This window comes from Halobacterium sp. NMX12-1, assembly GCF_040435975.1.
Lineage (GTDB): Archaea > Halobacteriota > Halobacteria > Halobacteriales > Halobacteriaceae > Halobacterium > Halobacterium hubeiense.
Window position 1 is genome coordinate 640929 of record NZ_CP159204.1, and the last position, 19258, is coordinate 660186.

The window sequence follows — 19258 nt, forward strand, 5'->3', positions numbered from 1 at the left end:
TGCTCGCGCTCGCCGTGCTGACGTGGTGTGCCACGAGAACCCCCGGTCCGGGTCGTCCGCGAACTCACCAGCCGGGGGTACAACGCGGAACGCGAGGCCGTGACGCTGCTCGCGGGCGCCAGCGACCCCGCGGCCGCCGTCGAGCGCGCGGTCGACGCCGCGCCCGACGACGCGCTGACGCTGACCACCGACCACGTCCGCGAGGTGGTCGATGACGCGACGCCGAACGCCTCGGACAGCGAGGCCGACGCGTCGGGCGGCGACGCGCCGACCGCTCCGACCGAAACTGCCGCGGCCGCTACCGCCACGCAGTCCGCCGACCCCGGGCCGGAAGCGCCCACCGACGAGACGGCTTCCGCCACCGCTTCGACTGGAGCCACAGACGACGATATCCAGCCGACAGAGAGCACTACTCCAGTTGAAACGAAGGGGGTAAGCGAGGGGCAGAACGCGGCGGGGCGGCGGGACGGCCGCGACGCCCGCGACGACAGCCAGCGCAGCGTCGAAATCGACGGCGACATCACCGGCGAATCGACGGGGACCGGCGAGTACGCGGACTTCGTCGCGACGTTCCGCGACCGCTACGACCGCCTCTCGAAGAAACTCCGCGGCCGCGTCAACCACCGGCCGACGGACGCGCTCGACTCGATGCCCGGCGGCAGCGAGGCCGCGGTCGTCGGTATGGTCAACGACGTCCGCTCGACCGCCAGCGGCCATTGGCTCGTCGAGGTCGAGGACACGAACGGCGTCTTCCCGACGCTCGTGATGAAAGACCGCGACATCGCCGACCACGTCGACGAACTCCTCACGGACGAGGTCATCGCCGTCGAAGGGACGATTTCGGACGACGGCGGCATCCTGTTCGCGGACGAACTCCACTTCCCGGACATTCCCCGCACCCACAGCGCATCGACCGCGGACCGACACGTGCAGGCCGCGCTCGTCTCCGACGTCCACGTCGGCAGCCAGGAGTTCGCCGCGGACGCGTGGCAGGCGTTCGCCGACTGGCTCCACACCGAGGAGGCCGACCCCGTCGAGTACCTCCTCATCGCGGGCGACATGGTCGAGGGCGTCGGCGTCTACCCCGACCAGGACGAGGAACTGGACATCGTCGACATCTACGAGCAGTACGAGACGTTCGCGGAGCACCTCAAAGACGTCCCCGGGGACATGGAGATCGTGATGATTCCTGGCAACCACGACGCCGTCCGCCTCGCGGAACCCCAGCCCGCCTTCGACGAGGAGCTGCGCTCGATTATGAGCGCCCACGACGCCCGCTTCACCGGGAACCCCTCCACGGTCACCGTCGAGGGCGTCGACGTTCTGATGTACCACGGCGTCTCCATCGACGAAATCATCGCCGAGTACCCCGGCGACGACATCTCCTACGACAACCCCCACCGCGCGATGGAGCAACTGCTGAAGAAGCGCCACGTCGCCCCGCAGTTCGGCGGCCGTACCCGCGTCGCCCCCGAGAAGGAGGACTACTTGGTCATCGACGACCCGCCCGACGTCTTCCACACCGGCCACGTCCACAAGCTCGGCGTCGGCGGCTACCACAACGTCCGCCTCGTGAACTCGGGGTGCTGGCAACACCAGACGGAGTTCCAGAAGTCCGTCAACATCGACCCCGACGTCGCCACCGCACCCATCCTCGACTTGAACACGCTGGACGTGACCGTCCGCAAGTTCGCTTAGCCACTTTTTGCTGCGCTCGGTCGCTACCGCTCCCTCGCTTGCAAAAACTTGGGGAAAAAGCGCTCCTCCCTTCAGCCGCGCCCTCCGGGCGCGTTAGTCGGTCGTCGGCCCGCGCTCCCTACGGTCGCGCGGTGAGCCGCTCGTGCTGGCGGCTTACGAATCGCTGCGCTCCCCGTTCGCACGAACCGAGGCGCGTAGCGTCGTGAATGTCTGACTGTTCGGCGTCCCGCTTAGCTGGTGAGCCGCGTGACGAGCCAGATGACCGCGAGGAACGGCAACACCGGCAGCAGCAACACGAGCAGGCCCACCGCTATCGCGTAGCCGACCGCGCTCATCTCGGCGTTCGCCATCGAACGCGCGTGTCGTCGGACGCTCCGCGGCGCTTCGTCGTTCTCGTCGCTCATGTGTGGGCCTTCGCCGTCCGGCGGAAAAAGTCGTCCGGTAGACAGGACCGCTACGCGAGGTCGATGGCGGGGCGGAACGGCACCGCGCGGGACGCGCGCTCGGCGTCAGTCTCGGTCTCGGGGACGACGTCGATGTCGGCGTCGAACTGCCGGGCGAGGAAGCCCGCCGCGTTCTCGTAGACGTCCTGCTCGTCGACCTCGTCGAGCGCCGCCAGCTCGTCGTCGGAGCGCTCGCGGACGTCCGACACGAGGTCCTGCACGAGGTCGTTGACCGCGTCGCCCTTCTCGCGCAGGCTCTCGTGTTGCATCACCTTCCCCATCACCGCACCGACGTCCGTGCCGGTCTCGCGGACCGTCTCGTAGACGGTCTGCTTCCACGGCGCGGGCGTGAACACCGTAATCTGGTCGGGGTCGGTGTCGGTCACGTCGATGACCTCCCGCACGTCCTCGGTCAGCGACTCCACGAGCTGCTCCTCGACTTCCACACGCTCGGACTCCAGTTCGGGGTCGGCCTCCGGCCAGTCGTCCTGCCCGACGGGCTCGCCCGTGAGCTGTTCGTGGAGTTCGTTCGCGAGGAACGGCACGATGGGCGCCAGCAGGCGCAGTCGCGTCCGCAGCACCTCACGGAGCGTCCACCGCGCGCCGTCGCGGTCGAGGTCCGTGCGCTTGCGGTACCACGTCAGATGCTCCTCGAAGTGGTAGAACGCCTCCTGGCTGGCGGCGCGCGTCTGGAACTCGTCCATCGCGTCGGTGGCGTCCCGAATCGTCGACTGGAGCTTCGACAGCAGCCAGCGGTCGATGCGCTGCAACTGGACGTCCTCGCGGTCGCCGACGCCCTCGGCGTTCTCGATGACGTCCTGCGCGCGCTCGTAGAAGCTCGCGAGCTGGTCCTGCGTGGTGCCGACCTCGTCGTCGCGCCAGTCGACGTCCTGCCACGGCTCCGCGGAGTTCAACAGCACGAACCGCACGGTGTCGGCGCCGTACTCCTCGATGGCCTCCGTGGGGAGAACGACGTGGCCCTTCGAGGAGGACATCGCGTCGCCCTCCAGCAGCACCATCCCCATCACGGTGATGCCCTCCGGCCACTTCGCCTCCTCGAAGAGGTCGGTGTGGTGGAAGAGGTAGAACGTGAGGTGATTCGAGATGAGGTCGTTGCCGGAGACGCGCTGGTCGACGGGGTACCAGTAGTCCCACTCCTCGCGGAGGTCCAGCGCTGTCTCGTCGGGGTCCTCGACGGCCTCGGCGCCGTAGAACAGCGTGTCGAAGAACTCGCGGTCCATCTCCTCCGGCGGCACGTCCTGCAGCCGGTGGGCGATGGTGTAGTAGGACATGTACACCGTCGAGTCCGACAGCGGCTCGATGACGAAGTCGTCGTCCCACGGCAGGTTCGTGCCCAGCCCGAAGTTCCGGATGCAGGGCCACTCGTTGAGCCAGTCGACGGTGTGGTCCAGCTGGTCGCCCGCGCTGTCCGGGCGCGCGTCCAGCTGGCTAATCGCGTCGTGGGCGAGCTGCTTCCAGTCGTCGTCGCTGTACGTCAGGAACCACGTGTCCTGCTTGGCGACCTCGACGTCGCCGCCGCAGCGGCAGACGACCTCCTCGGAGAACTCGTACATCGAGTCGAACTCGCCGCTCGACTGGAAGTGCTCGGCCAGCTCGTCGCGGACGTCTTCCACGGTCGCGCCCGCGTACTCGTCGTACATGTCCTTCAGTTCGCCCGCGTGGAACTCGCGGTTGTACACCTCTTGGGTGGCCTCTTCGAGCGCGGGGTCGTCGCTCGATTCGATGCCGTGCTCCTCGACGGCCGCGCGCGCCGGGAACGGGTCGTCGTAGCCGTCCACGTCGATGATGGCCTTCGGCTGAATCTCCTCGACCTCGGCGGGGTCGATGCCGTACTCGCGCATCCGCTCGTCGTCTTTCTTGGCCTCCTGGAGGGCCATCCAGTCGTCCGGCGAGTGCGCCGGCACCGACATCACGACGCCGGTGGCGTTGTCCGCGTCCACGAAGTCCGCGGGCAGCACGAGCACGTCCTCGCCCGTGACGGGGTTGGTGACGCGCTCGCCGACCAGCGCCTCCCCGGTGAACCGGTCGAGAATCTCGACGTCGCGCTGCTGGAGGACGAGCTTCTGTGCGCCCTCGTCGCTGAGCAGCCACGTCTCGCCGTCCACGTTCGCCTCCACGTAGCTGGCGTCCGGGTCGATGTACGCGTTCGTCACGCCCCGCACCGTCTCCGGGCGCAGCGTCGCCATCGGCACTACGGTGTCGCCCTTCCGGAACTTCACGAGGGTGTACTGCTGGAACTCCGCCTCCTCGCCCTCCAGCAGGTCGTGGGTGGTGACGGGGTTCTCCTCGTTCGTGCAGTACTTCACCGGGTGGAGCCCCTTCTCCAGTCGGCCGTGGTCGCGCAGCGTCTCGTACTGCCACGTGACGAACTTCGAGTAGCGCTCGTCGTTGGTCGTGAACTCCCTCCGCCAGTCGATGCTGAGGCCGAGGGACTTCATGTTCTGCTTGTAGTGGTTCTCGATGAAGTAGCGCGCGAACCCCATCGGCGTCTCCAGCTGTTCGAGCTCGGACTCCGGGACGTTGTACGTGTCCCGCAGCACCGACATCTGCTCTTCCTCGCGCTCCTGGAGGCGGTTCACGGCGCCGACGATGGGCGTGCCCGTGACGTGCCACGCGATGGGGAACAGGACGTTGTCGCCCTGCAGGCGTCGGTAGCGGGCGTAGACGTCCGGCACCGTGTACGTGCGGGCGTGCCCGATGTGCATCCCACCGGAGGGATAGGGGTACGGGACCGTCACGAACGTCGCGTCCTCGTCGGGGTCGGGGTCGGCGTGGTAGCGGCCGCCGTCCTCCCAGCGGTCCTGCCACTTCCGCTCGACTTCCCGTGGCTCGTAGGTCATATCCGGTGTGACACTCTGCCGGGCCAAAAGCCCTCCCATAGTGACTGTCGCGCCCGTCGGGTTCCCGGCCGACCTCGCCGCGACCACCCCACGGAAACGCCTTTGCCGCCCCGGCGCCTCCGCCGAGCTCGTGGGCGAGTTCACCGACGCCGTGCACGCACGCCTCCGGGACGCGCTCGCCGCCCGCGACCCCGGCCGCGAGTGGACGACCGAGTGGTACGTCCAGCGCACGCCCGTCGACGTCGCCGGCGTCCCCGACGCCGACGCGCCGCTCGTGCTCGTGGAGGTGGAGATGCGGCGCGCCGACCCCGCGAACAACCCCGTGAAACTCGCCCGGCACGCCGCCGACGGCGCGTTCGACCGGCCGGTCGCCCTCGTGCACCTGTTCAGCGACTACTACGCGCTCGCGGACGGCGGCCACTCCTCGAAGCGCGAGAACGCCGAGTTCGTCGGCGGACTCGCCAGCGACGCGCTCGACGGCTTCGACTACCACGCCGTTGACCTCGCGCTCGCGCCGCCCGTGCGCGGCGACGACCCGCCGGCGGACTGGGAGGATGCGGTCGAGAACGCCGCCGACCGCGTCACCGACCGCGTCACCGACCGCGTCTGAGAAGAACGGGTCGCTACTCGATGTCGACGCTCGTGGACTCCTCGCTGGTGTGTACCTTCGGGAGTTCCACCGTCAGCACGCCGTTCTGGAAGGCGGCCGATGCCCCCGCTTCGTCGACTTCCTCGGGGAGCGTGACGCTCCGGGAGAGCGAGCGCTTGCTGCGCTCCCGGCGGACGTAGTTGTCCTCGCCCTCCTCGGTCTCCTCCTCGTGGCGCGCCTCGATGCGGAGCGTCCGGTCGCGGACCTCCACGTCGATGTCGTCCTTCTCGAAGCCCGGGAGGTCCGCGGTCACGACGAACTGGTCGTCCTCGTCCTCGACGTCGACCGCGAGCCCCCCGCCGGCGCGCTCCCGGGCGTCGTTCATCTTGTCCAGCAGTCGCTCCAGCTCGTCGAACGGGCTGCCTCGTGCCATATTCGACCGTTCACCGCGAATCCCAGAAAAGGTATTGGCCAGCCAAACTCGACAGCCGACGAGCATCCGCGAGCGCCAGCGGCGCTCGCGGTTCACCGCGCCGGAGGCGCGGGCGCCGAGGACCCCCGAAGGGGGTCCGACGGCGCTTTTTCCCCAAGTTTTTGCCGAGCGGGGTGCGCCTCCGGCGCACCCCCGCAGCGCAAAAAGTGGTTTCAGACGACGTGCTCGACGTCGTAGGAGCCGAGGCGGCGCACCCAGCCGTTCTCGGCGAGCGCTTCGATTTCTTCGAGGGCGGCCTGCGTGCGTTCCTCGTAGAGGCCGGCGTCGACGTCGATATGGAAGAGGTAGTCGCCGAGGCGCTCGCCGCTGGGGCGGGATTCGACGCGGGAGAGGTTGATGTCGCGGTCGGCGAACGGCTCCAGCAGTTCGAGCAGGAGGCCGGGGTAGTTCGCGTTGGGGTAGACGACGAACGAGGACTTGCCGCCGGCCTCAGAGCGCTCGCTGGGCGGCGCGACGACGAAGAAGCGCGTGGAGTTGCTGGACTTGTCCTGGATGTCGGAGGCGACCAACTGGAGGTCGCCGTCGGCGTTGTCCGGGTGCGCGATGCCGGCGACCGTGGGGTCCTCGCGCGCGATTTCGACGCTGCGAGCGGTGGAGGCGACGGGTTCGCGGTCCACGTCGGGGTAGTTCTCGTCGAGGTAGGTGCGACACTGCGCGAGCGCCTGCGAGTGGCTGGCGACGGTGTCGAAGTTCTCGCTCTGCGCGATGAGGGCGTGGCGAATCGGCGTGACGACTTCGCGGACGACTGCGAGGTCGACTTCCGCGAGCGCGTCCAGCGTCTCCGTCACCGAGCCCTCGATGCTGTTCTCGATGGGGACGACGCCGCGGTCGGCGTCGCCGTTCGCGACCGCGTCGGCGATGGCGCGGACGGACTCCACGAAGGAGATGCCGTCGTCGGTGACGGCGCTGGCGGCGCGGTGGGAGTACGTGCCGGTCGGACCGAGCGTGACCGTTTCCATGCGCTCGTGTACGCGGCGGAGGCGGGAAAAGACCGTCGGGGCGACAGAATTTGCGGGCTATCGGTTCAGCGTGTGGATGGCGTGGCCGAGCGCGTGCTCCGCGGCCTCCATCGTCGCCTCCGAGAGCGTCGGGTGGGTGTGGATGGTGGAGGCGACGTCTTCGAGCGTCGCGCCCATCTCGATGGCGAGCCCGAGTTCAGCAATCAGCTCGCTGGCCTCCGGGCCGACGATTTGCGCGCCGAGCAGGAAGCCCGACTCCTCGTCGGCGACGACGCGGACGAACCCGTCGCTGTCGCCCGTGGTGAGCGCGCGGCCGCTCGCGCGGAACGGGAACGTGCCGACCGCGGGCTCGAAGCCCTCCTCGCGCGCGTCGTCCTCGGTGAGACCGACGGTCGCGATTTCGGGGTCCGTGAACACCGCCGCCGGCACCGCCTGATAGTCCAGTGCCGCGGGCTCGCCGGCCGCGACCTCGGCGGCGACCTGCCCCTCCTTGCTGGCCTTGTGCGCGAGCATCGGGCCGGGCGCGACGTCGCCGATGGCGAAGACGTTCTCCACGTCGGTGCGCGCCTGCTCGTCGGTTTCGAGGCGGCCGTCGTCGTTCGGTTCGAGGTCGATGGCGTCCAGATTCAACGTGTCCGTCACGGGCTGGCGGCCGACCGCCACGAGCACCTTGTCGGTCTCGAACTCCGTGAGTTCGCCATCCTCGTCCTCGGCGGCGACGACGATGCCGTCGCCGGACTCCTCCCAGTGGTCGGCGGCGAGCCCGAACTCGAAGTCGATGCCGAGTTCCTCGGCGCGCTGTTTGACGGGCTGAGTGAGGTCGTCGGGGTAGCCCGCCAGCGCCTCGTCGAGCATCTCCACGACGGTGACGTCGACGCCGAGCTTCGCGAGCACGGTCGAAATCTCCATCCCGATGTAGCCCGCGCCCACCACGACGATGGAGTCGGGCAGGTCGTCCATCGCGAGCGCCTGCCGCGAGTCGAGGACGGGGTCGGCGTCGAACTCGAAGCCCGGCACCTCGATGGGCCGCGACCCCGTCGCGACGACGCAGTTCTCGTACTCGATGGTCTCCGAGCCCTGCCCCTCGCCGCCGTGGACGACGCGGAGCTTGTCGTTGCCTGCGAACTCCGCGCGCCCCTCCATGAGGTTGACGCCGCTGGCCTTGCAGAGCTTCTCGACGCCGCCAGTGAGCTGGTCGACGACGCCGTCCTTCCATTCGACCATCTCCCCGAAGTCCACGTCGGGGTCGGCGTAGACGCCCATCTCCTCGGCGTTGCCCGCGTCGTGGGCGACGTCGGTCGCCGTAATCAGGGCCTTCGAGGGGATGCAGCCGTAGTTCAGGCAGGTGCCGCCGTAGGCGTCCATCTCCACGAGCGTCGTGTCGAGGCCGAGCTGTGCGGCGCGAATCGCCGCGACGTAGCCGCCCGGCCCGCCGCCGACGACCGCCACGTCCGTTCCAGTGGATACGTCTCCAACAACCATTATTCGAGTAGTAGTAGTTCGGGGTCAGTCAGTCGCTCCATCACGTAGTTCGTGAACCGCGCGGCCTCTGCGCCGTCGATGACGCGGTGGTCGATGGACAGCGACAGCGGTAGCGTCTGCGCCGCCCGCACTTCGCCGTCCTCCGCGACCGGCCGCTCGTCGATGCCGCCCAGACCGAGAATCGCGGTCTCGGGGTAGTTGATGATGGGCGTCGCGTACTCGCCGCCGACCGCGCCGAAGTTCGTGATGGTGAACGTCCCGCCCTGCATCTCCTCGCGGCTAATCGAGCGGTCGCGGGCCTTCGCCGCGAGTTCGTTCACCTCCTCGGCGATGTCGAGGATGGATTTCTGGTCGACGTGCTTCACGACGGGCACCATCAGCCCGTGGTCGGTCGCCACCGCGACGCCGATGTTGTAGTCCTGCTTGAGTGCGATTTCCTCTTCTTCCTCGCGGAGTTCGGAGTTCAGAATCGGGTACTCCTTCAGCCCCGCGACGACCGCCTTCATCACGAACGGCAGGTACGTGAGCTTCACGTCCTGCTCGGCCGCGCGCTCCTTGAGCTTCGCGCGCGTCTCAACGAGGTCGTCGATGACCGCGGTGTCGTGGTGGGTGACGTGGGGCGCGGTGTACTTCGACTCGGCCATCTGCTCGCCGATGCTGCGCCGGACGCCGCGGTACGGTTGGGTCGTCTCGCCGCCCTCGACGAACGCCTGCTCGGGCGCGCCGGTCGTCGGTTCGCCCTGCGCGGCGGTGCCGCCCTCGGCGTACTCCTGGACCGCCTCGGCGGTGACGAACGCCTCGCCGTCGCGCTCCTCGGTCGCGGGCACGTCGTCGATGTCGACGCCGAGTTCCTTCGCCAGCCCGCGGGTCGCGGGCGCGGCGAGCGTCTTCTCGCGGCCCGCCGACTCCTGCCCGCCGGCGCCGCCCTCGGTGTGGTCGGCGGCCTGCTCGCCCACCGGCTCCACTGCGGAGCGAACCTCGTCCGGCGGCTCCTCCTGCGGCTCGGTCGCGTGGCCTTCCGCCGCCGCGCGCACGTCGCTCTCGGTCACGCGGCCGGACGGCCCCGTGCCCTCGACGGAATCGAGGTCGACGTCGAGTTCGCGCGCGAGCCGACGCACGCTCGGCGGCGCGAACGTCCGCGTCGACGCCTTCTCCGTCGCGGACTTCGACGCGGACTCGGGCTCCTCGGTGGCTTCTTCTTCCGGCTCTGTCGCTTCGGCGGCTTCGCCCTCCACGTCGAAGGTGACGATGACCTCGCCGACCGGGACGACGTCGCCCGCGTCGTAGTGCAGTTTCCGGACTGTGCCGTTCACCGGGGCGGGGACCTCGACGACCGCCTTGTCGGTCTCCACCTCCGCGACCGGCTGGTCCTCGGAGACGGTGTCGCCCTCCGAGACCAGCCAACTGACGATTTCGCCCTCCGCTACGCCCTCGCCGACGTCGGGTAGCTTGAACTCTCGTGCCATCTCAGAACTCCACGGTCTCCCGGATGCCCGACTCGATGCGCTCGGGCTCGGGCAGGTAGTAGTCTTCCAGCGCGGCCAGCGGGAACGGCACGTCGAACCCCGTGACCCGCTTCACCGGTGCCTCCTGGTGGAGCAGCGTCTCCTCCTGGAGCGTCGCCGTGATTTCGGCGCCGACGCCCGCCGTCTTCGGCGCCTCGTGGACGATGGCCGCTCGGCCCGTCTTCTCGAAGGACTCCACGATTGTCTCCTCGTCGAGCGGGCTCAGCGTCCGGAGGTCCACGACCTCCACGTCCACGTCGTCGGCCATGTTCTCTGCGGCTTCCAGCGTCGGCCGGGTCATCGCTCCCCACGTGAACACGGAGACGTCGCTGCCCTCGCGGCGCACCGCGGCCTCCCCGAGTTCGACCTCGTAGGGGCCGTCGGGCACCTCCTCGCGGAACGCGCGGTAGATTTTCTTCGGTTCGAGGAAGATGACCGGGTCGGGGTCCCGAATCGCCGCGACGAGCATCCCCTTCGCGTCGTGGGGCGTGCTCGGAATCGCGACCTTCAGCCCGGCCTCGTGGACGTAGAACGCCTCCTTCGACTCGGAGTGGTGCTCGGGCGCGCGGATGCCGCCGCCGAACGGCGCGCGCAGCACCATCGGACACGTGAACCGCCCGCGGGAGCGCGTGCGGAGCCGCGCCATGTGGCTCACGATCTGGTCGAAGCCCGGGTACATGAACCCCGAGAACTGGATTTCGGGCACCGGCTTCAGGCCGTAGGCGGCCATCCCGATGGCGGTGCCGACGATGCCCGACTCCGCCAGCGGCGTGTCGATGACGCGGTCCTCGCCGAACTCGTCGTACAGTCCCTCGGTCGCGCGGAACACGCCGCCGTTCTTCCCGACGTCCTCGCCCATCACGAGCACGTCGTCGTCCTCGGCCATCTCGTCGCGGAGGCCGTCCCGTACCGCCTGCACTAGCGTCAAGTTCTCTCCCATGTTAGTCCTCCAGTAGCGCTTCGTCGCCGTGTTCGGCGCGGATGGACTGGAACCACTCCAGTTGTTTCTCGAGCCGGCCGGGCATCTCCGCGTAGACGTTCTGGAACATCTCCACGGGGTCGGGCCGCGGCGTCTCCTCGGCGGCCGCGATGGCGTCCGCCACGCGGTCCTCGACGTCCTCTTCGATGTCCGTAATCGCCTCGTCGTCCAGCCGGTCGGTCCGCTTCAGGAACTTCTCGAGGCGCGGAATCGGGTCCTTCGCCTTCCACTTCTGGACTTCCTCCTCCTCGCGGTAGACGGAGGGGTCGTCGGCGGTCGTGTGCGCGCCGAAGCGGTACTGGACCGCCTCGATCATCGTCGGGCGCAGTTCGCCCTCCGCGGGGTCTTTGGCCTTCTCGACGGCCGCCTTCGTCACCGCGTACACCGCAAGCGGGTCCATCCCGTCTACCTGCACGCCCTCGAAGCCGTACGCCTCGGCCTTCTGCGCGAGCGTCTTCGACGCCGTCTGCTTCTCGCGGGGCACGCTGATGGCCCACTGGTTGTTGTTGCAGAAGAACACGTTCGGCGTGTCGAAGACGCCCGCGAAGTTCAGCCCCTCGTGGAAGTCGCCCTCGCTGGTCGCGCCGTCCCCGAAGTAACAGAGGAACGCCTTGTCCTCCTCGTCCTTGAGCTTCGACGCCCACGCCAGTCCCGTGGCGTGGGGAATCTGGGACGCGATGGGCACCGCGACGGTGAACAGGTTCACGTCCTCCGGGACGCGCGCGCCGTTCTCGTCGCCCATCCAGAGCCGCAGCGTCTGCTTCAGCGGGAGGCCCTGCACGAGCGAGGCGGCGTGCTCGCGGTAACTGGGCACCATCCAGTCGTCGCCGCCGAGCGCCATCGCGGAGCCGACCTGCGCGCCCTCTTGGCCCGACAGCGGCGGGTACGTGCCGATGCGACCCTGCCGCTGGAGGCTCACCGCCCGCTCGTCGAAGCGCCGAGCGAGCTTCATCGTCCGGTACATCTCCACGAGCTCGTCGTCGTCGAGGTCCGGGACCTCGGCGCCGTCGACGACCTCGCCGTCCTCGTCGAGCACCCGTACCATGTCGTCGGGTTCTCGGTGCACGGTCGCAGTCACGGGTACCCCCGTCCTGACATGTGCGGAGAATCGCCCCGTGCGACCATATGATTTTCGTAACGGTCTTTCTAGCGGGTTACCGTCGCGGCATTTTTCACAACTCACGTTCACAACTTCCCGAGGTAAATCGCTGAACGTTCGACACTGAACTCGAAAACTGGGCGGACAGCCACCCTACGCGAAGTATTGCCGGATTCTGTCTCCGTCCAGCGGCCCGGTGACCCGGTCCCTCGTTCAGTCAGTCGGAGGCCGCCCTGCGGGCGTCCTCCCGCGCCTCTTCGATGCTCTTGCCCTCCCGCAGCACCGCGTCGACGAACAGCTCGCCCGCCTTGTACGACGACCGCACCATCGGACCCGAGGCGCAGTAGAGGAAGTCGAACTCCTCCTCGGCGACGCGGCGCCACGTCTCGAACTTCTGGGGGTGGACGTACTCGGCGACGTCCAGATGGGAGCGCGACGGCTGGAGGTACTGGCCGAGTGTCACGACGTCCACGCCCACCTCGCGGAGGTCGCCCAGCGTCTGGTAGACCTCGTGGTCGTACTCGCCGACCCCGAGCATCACGCTCGTCTTCGTGTAGATGTCGGACTCGCGGTTCACCTGGTCGAGCACTTTCAGGGACTGCTCGTAGCCCGCGCGGCGGTCTCGCACCGGGAACTGGCGGCGCTCGACCGTCTCGACGTTGTGCGCGATGACGTCCGGGTTCGCGTCGATAATCTTCCGGACGAGGTCCTCTTCCCCTTGGAAGTCCGGAATCAGCACTTCCACCAGAATCGAGGGGTCGCGGGCCTTGATTTCCCGGATGGTTTGGGCGAAGTGGCCGGCGCCCTGGTCGTCGAGGTCGTCGCGGTCGACGGAGGTGAGGACGACGTAGTCTAGGCCGATTTCCGCGACCGACTCCGCGACGTTCGCCGGCTCGTCGGGGTCCAGCGGCTCCATCCCGCCGGTCTGGACGTCGCAGAAGTTACAGCCCCGCGAGCACCGGTCGCCCATCAGCATGAACGTCGCGGTGCCCGGGCCGTCGCGGCCGCTCCAGCACTCCCCCATGTTCGGGCACGAGGCCTCCTCGCAGACCGTGTGGAGGTCGTGGCCCCGGAGCGTCTCCTTGATGTCCGTGAATCGCTCTCCGGACGGCGGCCGCATCTTCAGCCAGTCCGGCTTCCGCCGACTGCTCATGCACCTTCCTTCGCGGGGGACTGCAAAAACTGTGGGGTTCGGGTGCCCGGAGCCGTGTTGTGCGAGCGCATCCCATACGTTAAAGAGGGGTGAGAACCGACTTTCAAACCACCTCGAAACAGCAAAATGTTTGACGTATCTCGCGAGGAGATAACCGACGGGCCGCTCACGCGCGCCCTCCTCTACGTCGCCGCACCGCTGGTCGTCCAGCAGTACGTCGTCGTCCTCCAGCAGGTCGTCGACGCGTTCTGGCTCGGCCGCGTCAGCGAGCAAGCGGTCGCCGCGGTCGGCCTCGTCGCGCCGGTGCTCGCGCTCCTCACGCTCGGTAACCACGTCGCGCTCACCGGCGGGCAGGTGCTCGTCGCCCAGCACGCCGGCGCGGAGAACGACGGCGACGCCCGCCGCGCCGCCTTCCACGCCATCCTCGTCGCGCTCGCGCTCAACCTCGTCGCGCTCGCGCTGGCGTACCTGTTCGCCGCCGACGTGCTCGCGCTGTTCGACCCCGGCGAAGTCGTCGTCGAACTCGGCGCGCTCTACCTCGTCGTCGTCCTCGGCGGGATGGTGTTCGGCGGGATGAGCGACGCCATCGAGGGCGCGTTCGTCGGCTGGGGAGACTCCCGCGCGGCGCTCGTCGTCAACGCCGTCGCCGTCGCCGTCAACGTCGTCCTCGACCCGTTCCTCGTCGTCGGCTGGGGCATCCCCGGCTTCACCGGCTACGGCATCCTCGGCGCCGCGCTCGGCACCGCCGGTGGCTACGTCGCCGGGTTCGCCGTCGCCGTCGCCGTCGCCACCACGGACTTCACCGATTTCGCGTACACGCGCGAGGCGATGCAGTTCCGGCTCGACTCGCTGCGGGAAGTCCTCGAAGTCGGCGTGCCGAAAGCCGGCCAGGAGGGCGGCCGACAGACCGCCCGCCTCCTCATGGTCGCCATCGTCTCCGGCGTCGGCGGGAGCGCCGGCCTCGCCGCGTACACCGTCGGCATGCGCATCTCCACGCTCGCGTTCGTCCCCGCCATCGCCGTCGGCAGCGCGGTCGCCAGCGTCGTCGGTCAGAACCTCGGCGCCGAGCGCCCCGCCCGCGCGACCCGCGCGACGTGGCTCGCCGCCGGCGTCGCGACCGTCGGCCTCGCGGTCGTCGGCGTCGCCCAGTTCCTGATTCCCGGCCTCATCACGGACGTGTTCGCGCCCAGCCTCGACGGCGACGCGCTCACGTACACCGTCGCGTACCTCCAGATTCTCGCGGTCGGCTACTGGGCGTTCGGCCTCATCTACCCTCTGCAGGGCGGCTTCAACGGCGCCGGGAAGACGCAGGTGTCGATGGTCGCGACGATGCTCCAGTACTGGGTCGTCCGGCTCCCCATCGCGGTCGTCGGCGCCTACGTCGTCGTGCTCTCCGTGCCCGTGTACGCCGCGTTCTGGGCCATCACCGTCTCGAACGTCGTCGCCGCAATCGGCGTCACCGTCTACTTCTACTACTCGACGGACCGCGGCCTCCTCGAACGCGTCGCCTCCACGATGAGCGCCGACGCCGCCGACTGAGTGCGCGCCTCGCCGCTCGCGGGTCGCTTCGCTCGCGGCTCCTGTTGGTCGCCGCTCGTCGTCCTGTGCCCTCCCTGCGGTCGGGCACACGCTCCCCGCTCGCCATATCCGTGAGTCTCGGTCGTTCGCTTCGCTCACTCCCTCCGACTCACGCCGCTCACGGCTCCCGCTGGTCGCCGTTCGCATTTCCGCGGTTCTCGCTCACTTCGTTCGCTCCGAACCGCGCCACTAAGGAAACGCCTATCCGCAACCCTCCCCTCCCCAACTGGTGATGGAAGTCGCCGAGGTCGTTCCCGAGTTCGCCGACGCCTTCCCCTTCGACGAGTTCAACGAGATGCAGCGCGAGGCGGTGCCGGCGCTCGTGAACTCCGAGGCCAACGTCGTCGCGTCCGCGCCGACGGGCAGCGGGAAGACCGCGCTCGCGGAGCTGGCCATCTGCCAGACCCTCGACGCCGGCGGCACCGCGGTGTTCGTCGCGCCCCTGCGCGCGCTCACCAACGAGAAGGAATCGGAGTGGGAGCGCTTCGAGGAACTGGGCTACTCGGTGTACGTCGTCACTGGGGAACGAGACCTCAACCCCCGGCGCGCGGAGCGCGCGGACGTGCTCGTGATGACCCCCGAGAAGGCCGACTCCGCAACGCGGAAGCACGACTCGCCGCGGTACTCGTTCGTCACGGACGTCGACTGCGTGGTCATCGACGAGGTCCACCTGCTCGACTCCGAGAAGCGCGGGAGCGTCCTCGAAGTCGTGGTGTCGCGCTGGCGGCGGCTCTGCGACCCGCGCGTGGTCGCGCTGTCGGCGACGATGCCGAACATCGACGACGTGGCGGCGTGGCTCGACGCGGAGCCGGAGACCACCTTCGAGTTCGGTGACGACTACCGGCCCGTGGACCTCCACGCGGGCGTGCGGACGTACACGCACGGCGACAACCCGTTCGCGGACAAGTACCGCCGGCTGTTCACGACGCTGGACCTCGCCGAACCCCACCTGCGCGAGGACGGGCAGGCGCTTGTGTTCGTCTCCAGCCGGCAGGACACCGTGCAGGCCGCGAAGAAGACCCGAGACGAAATCGGCGAGCGCGATATCCCGGTGGGCTCGCGGGGCGACTACGAGTTCCACACCGAGACCGAGGAGCTGGACAACGCGACGCTCCGCAAGTCCGTGCTGGACGGCGTCGCGTTCCACCACGCCGGGCTCTCCACGAACGACAAGAACCTCGTCGAGGAGTGGTTCCGCGAGGGCAAAATTCGAATCTTGTTCTCGACGTCGACGCTGGCGTGGGGCGTCAACCTCCCCGCGCGCTGCGTCGTCATCCGGGACACGAAGCTCCACGACCCCCTCGAGGGCGAGGTGGACATGAGCCCGCTGGACGTCCTCCAGATGCTCGGGCGCGCTGGCCGGCCGGGCTACGACGACGTCGGCTACGGCTGGGTGGTCTGCGACGAGTCGGACGCCGACATGTACCGCAACCTCCTCCGCGAGGGCAAGGAAATCGAGTCGCGGCTCGCCGGGAACCTCGCCGAGCACCTGAACGCGGAAATCGCGATGGGGACGATTCGCGGGCTCGGCGACGTGATGGACTGGCTGGAGACGACGTTCTACTACCAGCGCGCCCGGTCCGAGCCCGACGACTACGACTTCCCGGGGCTCCGGGACCGCGTCCGGGACACCTTAGACGACCTCGTCGAGGAGGGGTTCGTGGAGACCGACGACGACCTCGGGCTCTCCGCGACCCGGCTGGGCGTGCTCGCGTCCACCTACTACCTCCGCTTGGACACCGCCCGCGAGTTCCGCGACGTGGCGGACGGTGACGGCGACGCCGACAGCGTGCTCCGCGCGGTCGCCAGCGCCGGCGAGTTCGACAGCGTGAGCGCGCGCAAGTCCGAGCGCGACGCCGTCGATAGAATCGTCGGCAGCGAGGCCGACGACCTCGACTCCGGCCCGCGGAAGGTGCTCGCGATTCTGCGCGCGAGCATGGACGGCTCCATGCCGCCGGAACTGCGCTCGGACGCGTGGGTCATCAAGCAGAACGCGCTCCGCCTGCTCGCGGCGCTGGGCGCGTTCTTCGAGCGCTACGACGATCCCGCGGGCGCGAACGTCGCCGCGCGCCTCGAAGCCCGCATCGACACCGGCGTCCCCGAGGACGCGGTCGGCCTCACCGCGCTTGACGGGGTCGCCGCGGGCCGCGCGCACAAGCTCGCCGACGAGGGCATCGAGACGCCCGCGGACGTCCGCGAGGCTGGCACGGACGGCCTCGAAGCCGCCGGCCTCGGCCCCGGAGTCGCCGAGAGCGTCCACGAGCAGGCCGCCGGGATGCCCGACGTCCTCGTCGACTGGAGCGACCTCCCGGACAGCATCGCGGCCGGCGACAACCAGATGTGCGAGGTCGTCGTCCGCAACGCGGGCGGCGGCGCGGCCGCAGGCGTCGCGGTCACGGTCAACGACGTCGAGATGACTGAGACAACGGGCTACCTCGACGACGAACTTTCGGTTCCCGTGGGCGTGTTCGGCGCCGATGCGGACGAACTCGAATTCGAAGTCACCGTCTCTTTCTCCGATCTCCCGCTGCTCCCCGTCACCGAGACGCGGACCGTCCGCGTGGAGTAGCGCGTAGGTTCAAGTACCAAACCGGGACCAATCCGGGCCATGCAGGACGCGATTCGCGTGCTCGCTGGCGAGTGTGCCGTCCGCTACGAGAGCGACGGTCGAACCGAACGCGACCTCCGCGGTGACGTCGTCGTCATCGTGAAACCCGACGACACCGTGCTCGTCCACGACGCGGACGGCTACCAGCCCGCGGCGTGGCTCACGCGCCCGGGCGTCGTCCGGTACACGCGGGACGCCCGCGGGTTCCGCATCGACGCGGCGGACGGCGACGAGCGGCTCGTCGTGGAGAGCGCGACCGAGCACGGCGACGCCCACTATCCCGCGTCGCCCGCCGGGCCGCCGGTCGGCACGTGCGAGTGCGACGGCACGCTCGTCAGGGACGGCGGGCGCGTCGTCTGCATCGACTGCCGGACGAGCTACGCGATTCCGCGGGACGCCGCCGTCGTGGACGAGCCCTGTCCGGACTGCGGGCTCCCCCAGTTGCGGGTGGAGCGCGGCGGCGAGGTGACGGCGTGTCTGGACCGCGACTGCACGCCCATCGCCGACCTCGTCGCCGAGCGCTTCGACGGCGCGTGGGCGTGTCGGTGTGGCGCGCCACTCGAAATCGAGGCCGACCGGGGCCTCCACGCGGCCTGTCCGGACTGCGACGCCAGCTACCGGCTGCCCCGCGGGACCGTGGACGGCACCTGCGAGTGCGGACTACCGGCCTTCGAGACGCCGAGCGGGCCGCGCTGTCTCGACGGCGACTGCGGGCAGGCACTGACCGCGGGCGGGCGCGACCGCAACAGTTGAACGTCGGGCGCGCGACGCTCCCGGTATGGACGGCGAGCTACACGGCGACGAGGTCCGGGTCGGCGGCGACGCCCGCCAGCGGTTCCACGACGCCCGCGGCTACGGCCACCCGCTCGACGGCAACGCCATCGCGCTGTCGGTCGTGGAGGCCGCCCACCTGCTGTTCCGCGGCGACCTCGACGCCGTCGACGGCGCGGGGTTCCGGGACTTTTTCGCCGACCGCGGCGCCGGCTTCGCCGCGCGCTTCCTCGTCTACGCGGACCTCCGCGACCGCGGCTTCTACCTCGCGCCCGACCGCCAGCCGTGGTGGGACGACCCGGGCGACGGCGACTTCGTCGTGTTCCCGCGCGGGAAGGGGCCCGGCGACGGCGTCGTGAAACACCGGATTCGCGTCGTCGACGAGCGCGCGACCATCCCCGCCGACGACCTCGGCGACGTCGTGCTCGCGGTCGTCGACGAGGAGAGCGAAATCACGTACCTCGACGTGACCGCCACCGAGCCCGACGGCGACACCGACTTCACCCCGCCGACGGACGTCCGCGGCACGCTGCTCGAAGACCGCGTGCTCGTCTGGGACGCGCCCGGCGAACTCCACGAACAGGGGTTCTACGGGCAGCCGCTCGGCGGCCGCGCGGCCGAGTACGACGCGCTCCAGCTCTCGCTGCTGGAGGCCGCGTACCTCGCCGCGCAGGGCGTCCTCGACCTCGGGGACGACGACGTCGAGGCGGTCGTCGAGCGCGGCCGCGCGGGCGAGGCCGATCGCTTCGACCGCCGGCTGCGCGTCTACCGGGCGCTGCGCGACCGCGGGATGGTCCCCAAGACCGGGTTCAAGTTCGGCGCGGACTTCCGCGTGTACAGCGAGGTCGAGTCCGTCGATGACCTCGGGCACTCGGAGTTGCTCGTGCGCGTGCTCCCCGACGATGTCGTGTTCGCGCCGCGGGACCTCTCGCTGGACGTGCGCCTCGCCCACGGGGTCCGGAAGCGAATGGTTTTTGCGCTCGACAATCCCAGTGCGGACACGATTCGCTGGCTCTCCGTGAGCAGGCTCACTCCCTAAC

15 protein-coding genes are annotated in these 19258 nt (G+C 69.4%); 6 read left to right on the forward strand and 9 right to left on the reverse strand.

Annotated features, from left to right (window positions below; genetic code table 11):
• Positions 1 to 27: 27 nt before the first annotated feature.
• Positions 28 to 1698 (forward strand): DNA-directed DNA polymerase II small subunit, encoded by a 1671-nt coding sequence (locus tag ABSL23_RS04840; protein WP_353634923.1) that lies wholly within the window; start codon positions 28 to 30, stop codon positions 1696 to 1698.
• Positions 1699 to 1928: 230 nt separating this feature from the next.
• On the opposite strand, the gene ABSL23_RS04845 is transcribed toward ABSL23_RS04840, so the two are convergent.
• Positions 1929 to 2102: a hypothetical protein gene (locus ABSL23_RS04845; RefSeq protein ID WP_157533960.1), complete on the reverse strand. Its 174-nt coding sequence runs from the start codon at positions 2100 to 2102 to the stop codon at positions 1929 to 1931.
• A gap of 50 nt (positions 2103 to 2152) precedes the next feature.
• On the reverse strand, positions 2153 to 5002 hold the full coding sequence (leuS, locus tag ABSL23_RS04850) for a leucine--tRNA ligase (RefSeq protein ID WP_353634924.1): 2850 nt from the start codon (positions 5000 to 5002) through the stop codon (positions 2153 to 2155).
• A 130-nt stretch (positions 5003 to 5132) separates the two neighbouring features.
• Between leuS and ABSL23_RS04855 the strand changes: the two genes are divergently transcribed.
• Positions 5133 to 5612: a hypothetical protein gene (locus ABSL23_RS04855; RefSeq protein ID WP_353634925.1), complete on the forward strand. Its 480-nt coding sequence runs from the start codon at positions 5133 to 5135 to the stop codon at positions 5610 to 5612.
• A 13-nt stretch (positions 5613 to 5625) separates the two neighbouring features.
• Here ABSL23_RS04855 and ABSL23_RS04860 read toward each other — a convergent pair whose 3' ends face one another.
• The 7 genes from ABSL23_RS04860 to lipA all read right to left on the reverse strand — a co-directional run bounded on the left by ABSL23_RS04860 (position 5626) and on the right by lipA (position 13261).
• Positions 5626 to 6024, reverse strand: coding sequence for an Hsp20/alpha crystallin family protein (locus tag ABSL23_RS04860; RefSeq protein WP_059055082.1), 399 nt, complete (start codon positions 6022 to 6024; stop codon positions 5626 to 5628).
• 212 nt (positions 6025 to 6236) lie between these two features.
• Positions 6237 to 7043, reverse strand: a complete 807-nt coding sequence (gene pheA / locus ABSL23_RS04865; protein ID WP_059055084.1) for a prephenate dehydratase — start codon at positions 7041 to 7043, stop codon at positions 6237 to 6239.
• Between the two features lie 57 nt (positions 7044 to 7100).
• Positions 7101 to 8525 carry a dihydrolipoyl dehydrogenase gene (gene lpdA / locus ABSL23_RS04870; RefSeq protein ID WP_059055086.1) on the reverse strand — a complete coding sequence of 475 codons (1425 nt, stop codon included), beginning with the start codon at positions 8523 to 8525 and terminating at the stop codon, positions 7101 to 7103.
• Positions 8525 to 9991: a 2-oxo acid dehydrogenase subunit E2 gene (locus ABSL23_RS04875; protein ID WP_353634926.1), complete on the reverse strand. Its 1467-nt coding sequence runs from the start codon at positions 9989 to 9991 to the stop codon at positions 8525 to 8527. Before ABSL23_RS04875 ends, lpdA begins: the two co-directional genes overlap by 1 nt.
• A 1-nt stretch (position 9992) precedes the next feature.
• Complete coding sequence (locus ABSL23_RS04880) at positions 9993 to 10970, reverse strand: alpha-ketoacid dehydrogenase subunit beta (protein WP_353634927.1); 978 nt, start codon at positions 10968 to 10970, stop codon at positions 9993 to 9995.
• 1 nt (position 10971) lies between these two features.
• Complete coding sequence (gene pdhA, locus ABSL23_RS04885; RefSeq protein ID WP_059058126.1) at positions 10972 to 12054, reverse strand: pyruvate dehydrogenase (acetyl-transferring) E1 component subunit alpha; 1083 nt, start codon at positions 12052 to 12054, stop codon at positions 10972 to 10974.
• 271 nt (positions 12055 to 12325) lie between these two features.
• The gene (gene lipA / locus ABSL23_RS04890) at positions 12326 to 13261 is read right to left on the reverse strand and encodes a lipoyl synthase (RefSeq protein WP_059055091.1); all 936 of its coding nucleotides are present in this window, start codon (positions 13259 to 13261) and stop codon (positions 12326 to 12328) included.
• A 126-nt stretch (positions 13262 to 13387) separates the two neighbouring features.
• On the opposite strand from lipA, the gene ABSL23_RS04895 reads away from it, so the two are divergent.
• The 4 genes from ABSL23_RS04895 to endA all read left to right on the forward strand — a co-directional run bounded on the left by ABSL23_RS04895 (position 13388) and on the right by endA (position 19257).
• Positions 13388 to 14800, forward strand: coding sequence for an MATE family efflux transporter (locus ABSL23_RS04895; protein WP_353634928.1), 1413 nt, complete (start codon positions 13388 to 13390; stop codon positions 14798 to 14800).
• Positions 14801 to 15071: 271 nt separating this feature from the next.
• Positions 15072 to 17408, forward strand: a complete 2337-nt coding sequence (locus ABSL23_RS04900) for a DEAD/DEAH box helicase (RefSeq protein ID WP_059055095.1) — start codon at positions 15072 to 15074, stop codon at positions 17406 to 17408.
• 39 nt (positions 17409 to 17447) lie between these two features.
• Entirely contained in the window at positions 17448 to 18200 is a 753-nt protein-coding gene (locus ABSL23_RS04905) for a DUF91 domain-containing protein (protein WP_353634929.1), read from the forward strand.
• Positions 18201 to 18225: 25 nt separating this feature from the next.
• Complete coding sequence (gene endA / locus ABSL23_RS04910; RefSeq protein WP_353634930.1) at positions 18226 to 19257, forward strand: tRNA-intron lyase; 1032 nt, start codon at positions 18226 to 18228, stop codon at positions 19255 to 19257.
• The last annotated feature ends 1 nt before the right edge of the window (position 19258 follow it).

Excerpts from the sequence above, each read along its gene's own strand:
- ABSL23_RS04845 (WP_157533960.1), bottom strand. The coding sequence starts at position 2,102 with ATGAGCGACGAGAACGACGAAGCGCCGCGGAGCGTCCGACGACACGCG.
- leuS (WP_353634924.1), bottom strand. The coding sequence starts at position 5,002 with ATGACCTACGAGCCACGGGAAGTCGAGCGGAAGTGGCAGGACCGCTGG.
- ABSL23_RS04860 (WP_059055082.1), bottom strand. The coding sequence starts at position 6,024 with ATGGCACGAGGCAGCCCGTTCGACGAGCTGGAGCGACTGCTGGACAAG.
- pheA (WP_059055084.1), bottom strand. The coding sequence starts at position 7,043 with ATGGAAACGGTCACGCTCGGTCCGACCGGCACGTACTCCCACCGCGCC.
- lpdA (WP_059055086.1), bottom strand. The coding sequence starts at position 8,525 with ATGGTTGTTGGAGACGTATCCACTGGAACGGACGTGGCGGTCGTCGGC.
- ABSL23_RS04875 (WP_353634926.1), bottom strand. The coding sequence starts at position 9,991 with ATGGCACGAGAGTTCAAGCTACCCGACGTCGGCGAGGGCGTAGCGGAG.
- ABSL23_RS04880 (WP_353634927.1), bottom strand. The coding sequence starts at position 10,970 with ATGGGAGAGAACTTGACGCTAGTGCAGGCGGTACGGGACGGCCTCCGC.
- pdhA (WP_059058126.1), bottom strand. The coding sequence starts at position 12,054 with ATGGTACGGGTGCTCGACGAGGACGGCGAGGTCGTCGACGGCGCCGAG.
- lipA (WP_059055091.1), bottom strand. The coding sequence starts at position 13,261 with ATGAGCAGTCGGCGGAAGCCGGACTGGCTGAAGATGCGGCCGCCGTCC.
- ABSL23_RS04895 (WP_353634928.1), top strand. The coding sequence starts at position 13,388 with ATGTTTGACGTATCTCGCGAGGAGATAACCGACGGGCCGCTCACGCGC.
- ABSL23_RS04900 (WP_059055095.1), top strand. The coding sequence starts at position 15,072 with ATGGAAGTCGCCGAGGTCGTTCCCGAGTTCGCCGACGCCTTCCCCTTC.
- ABSL23_RS04905 (WP_353634929.1), top strand. The coding sequence starts at position 17,448 with ATGCAGGACGCGATTCGCGTGCTCGCTGGCGAGTGTGCCGTCCGCTAC.
- endA (WP_353634930.1), top strand. The coding sequence starts at position 18,226 with ATGGACGGCGAGCTACACGGCGACGAGGTCCGGGTCGGCGGCGACGCC.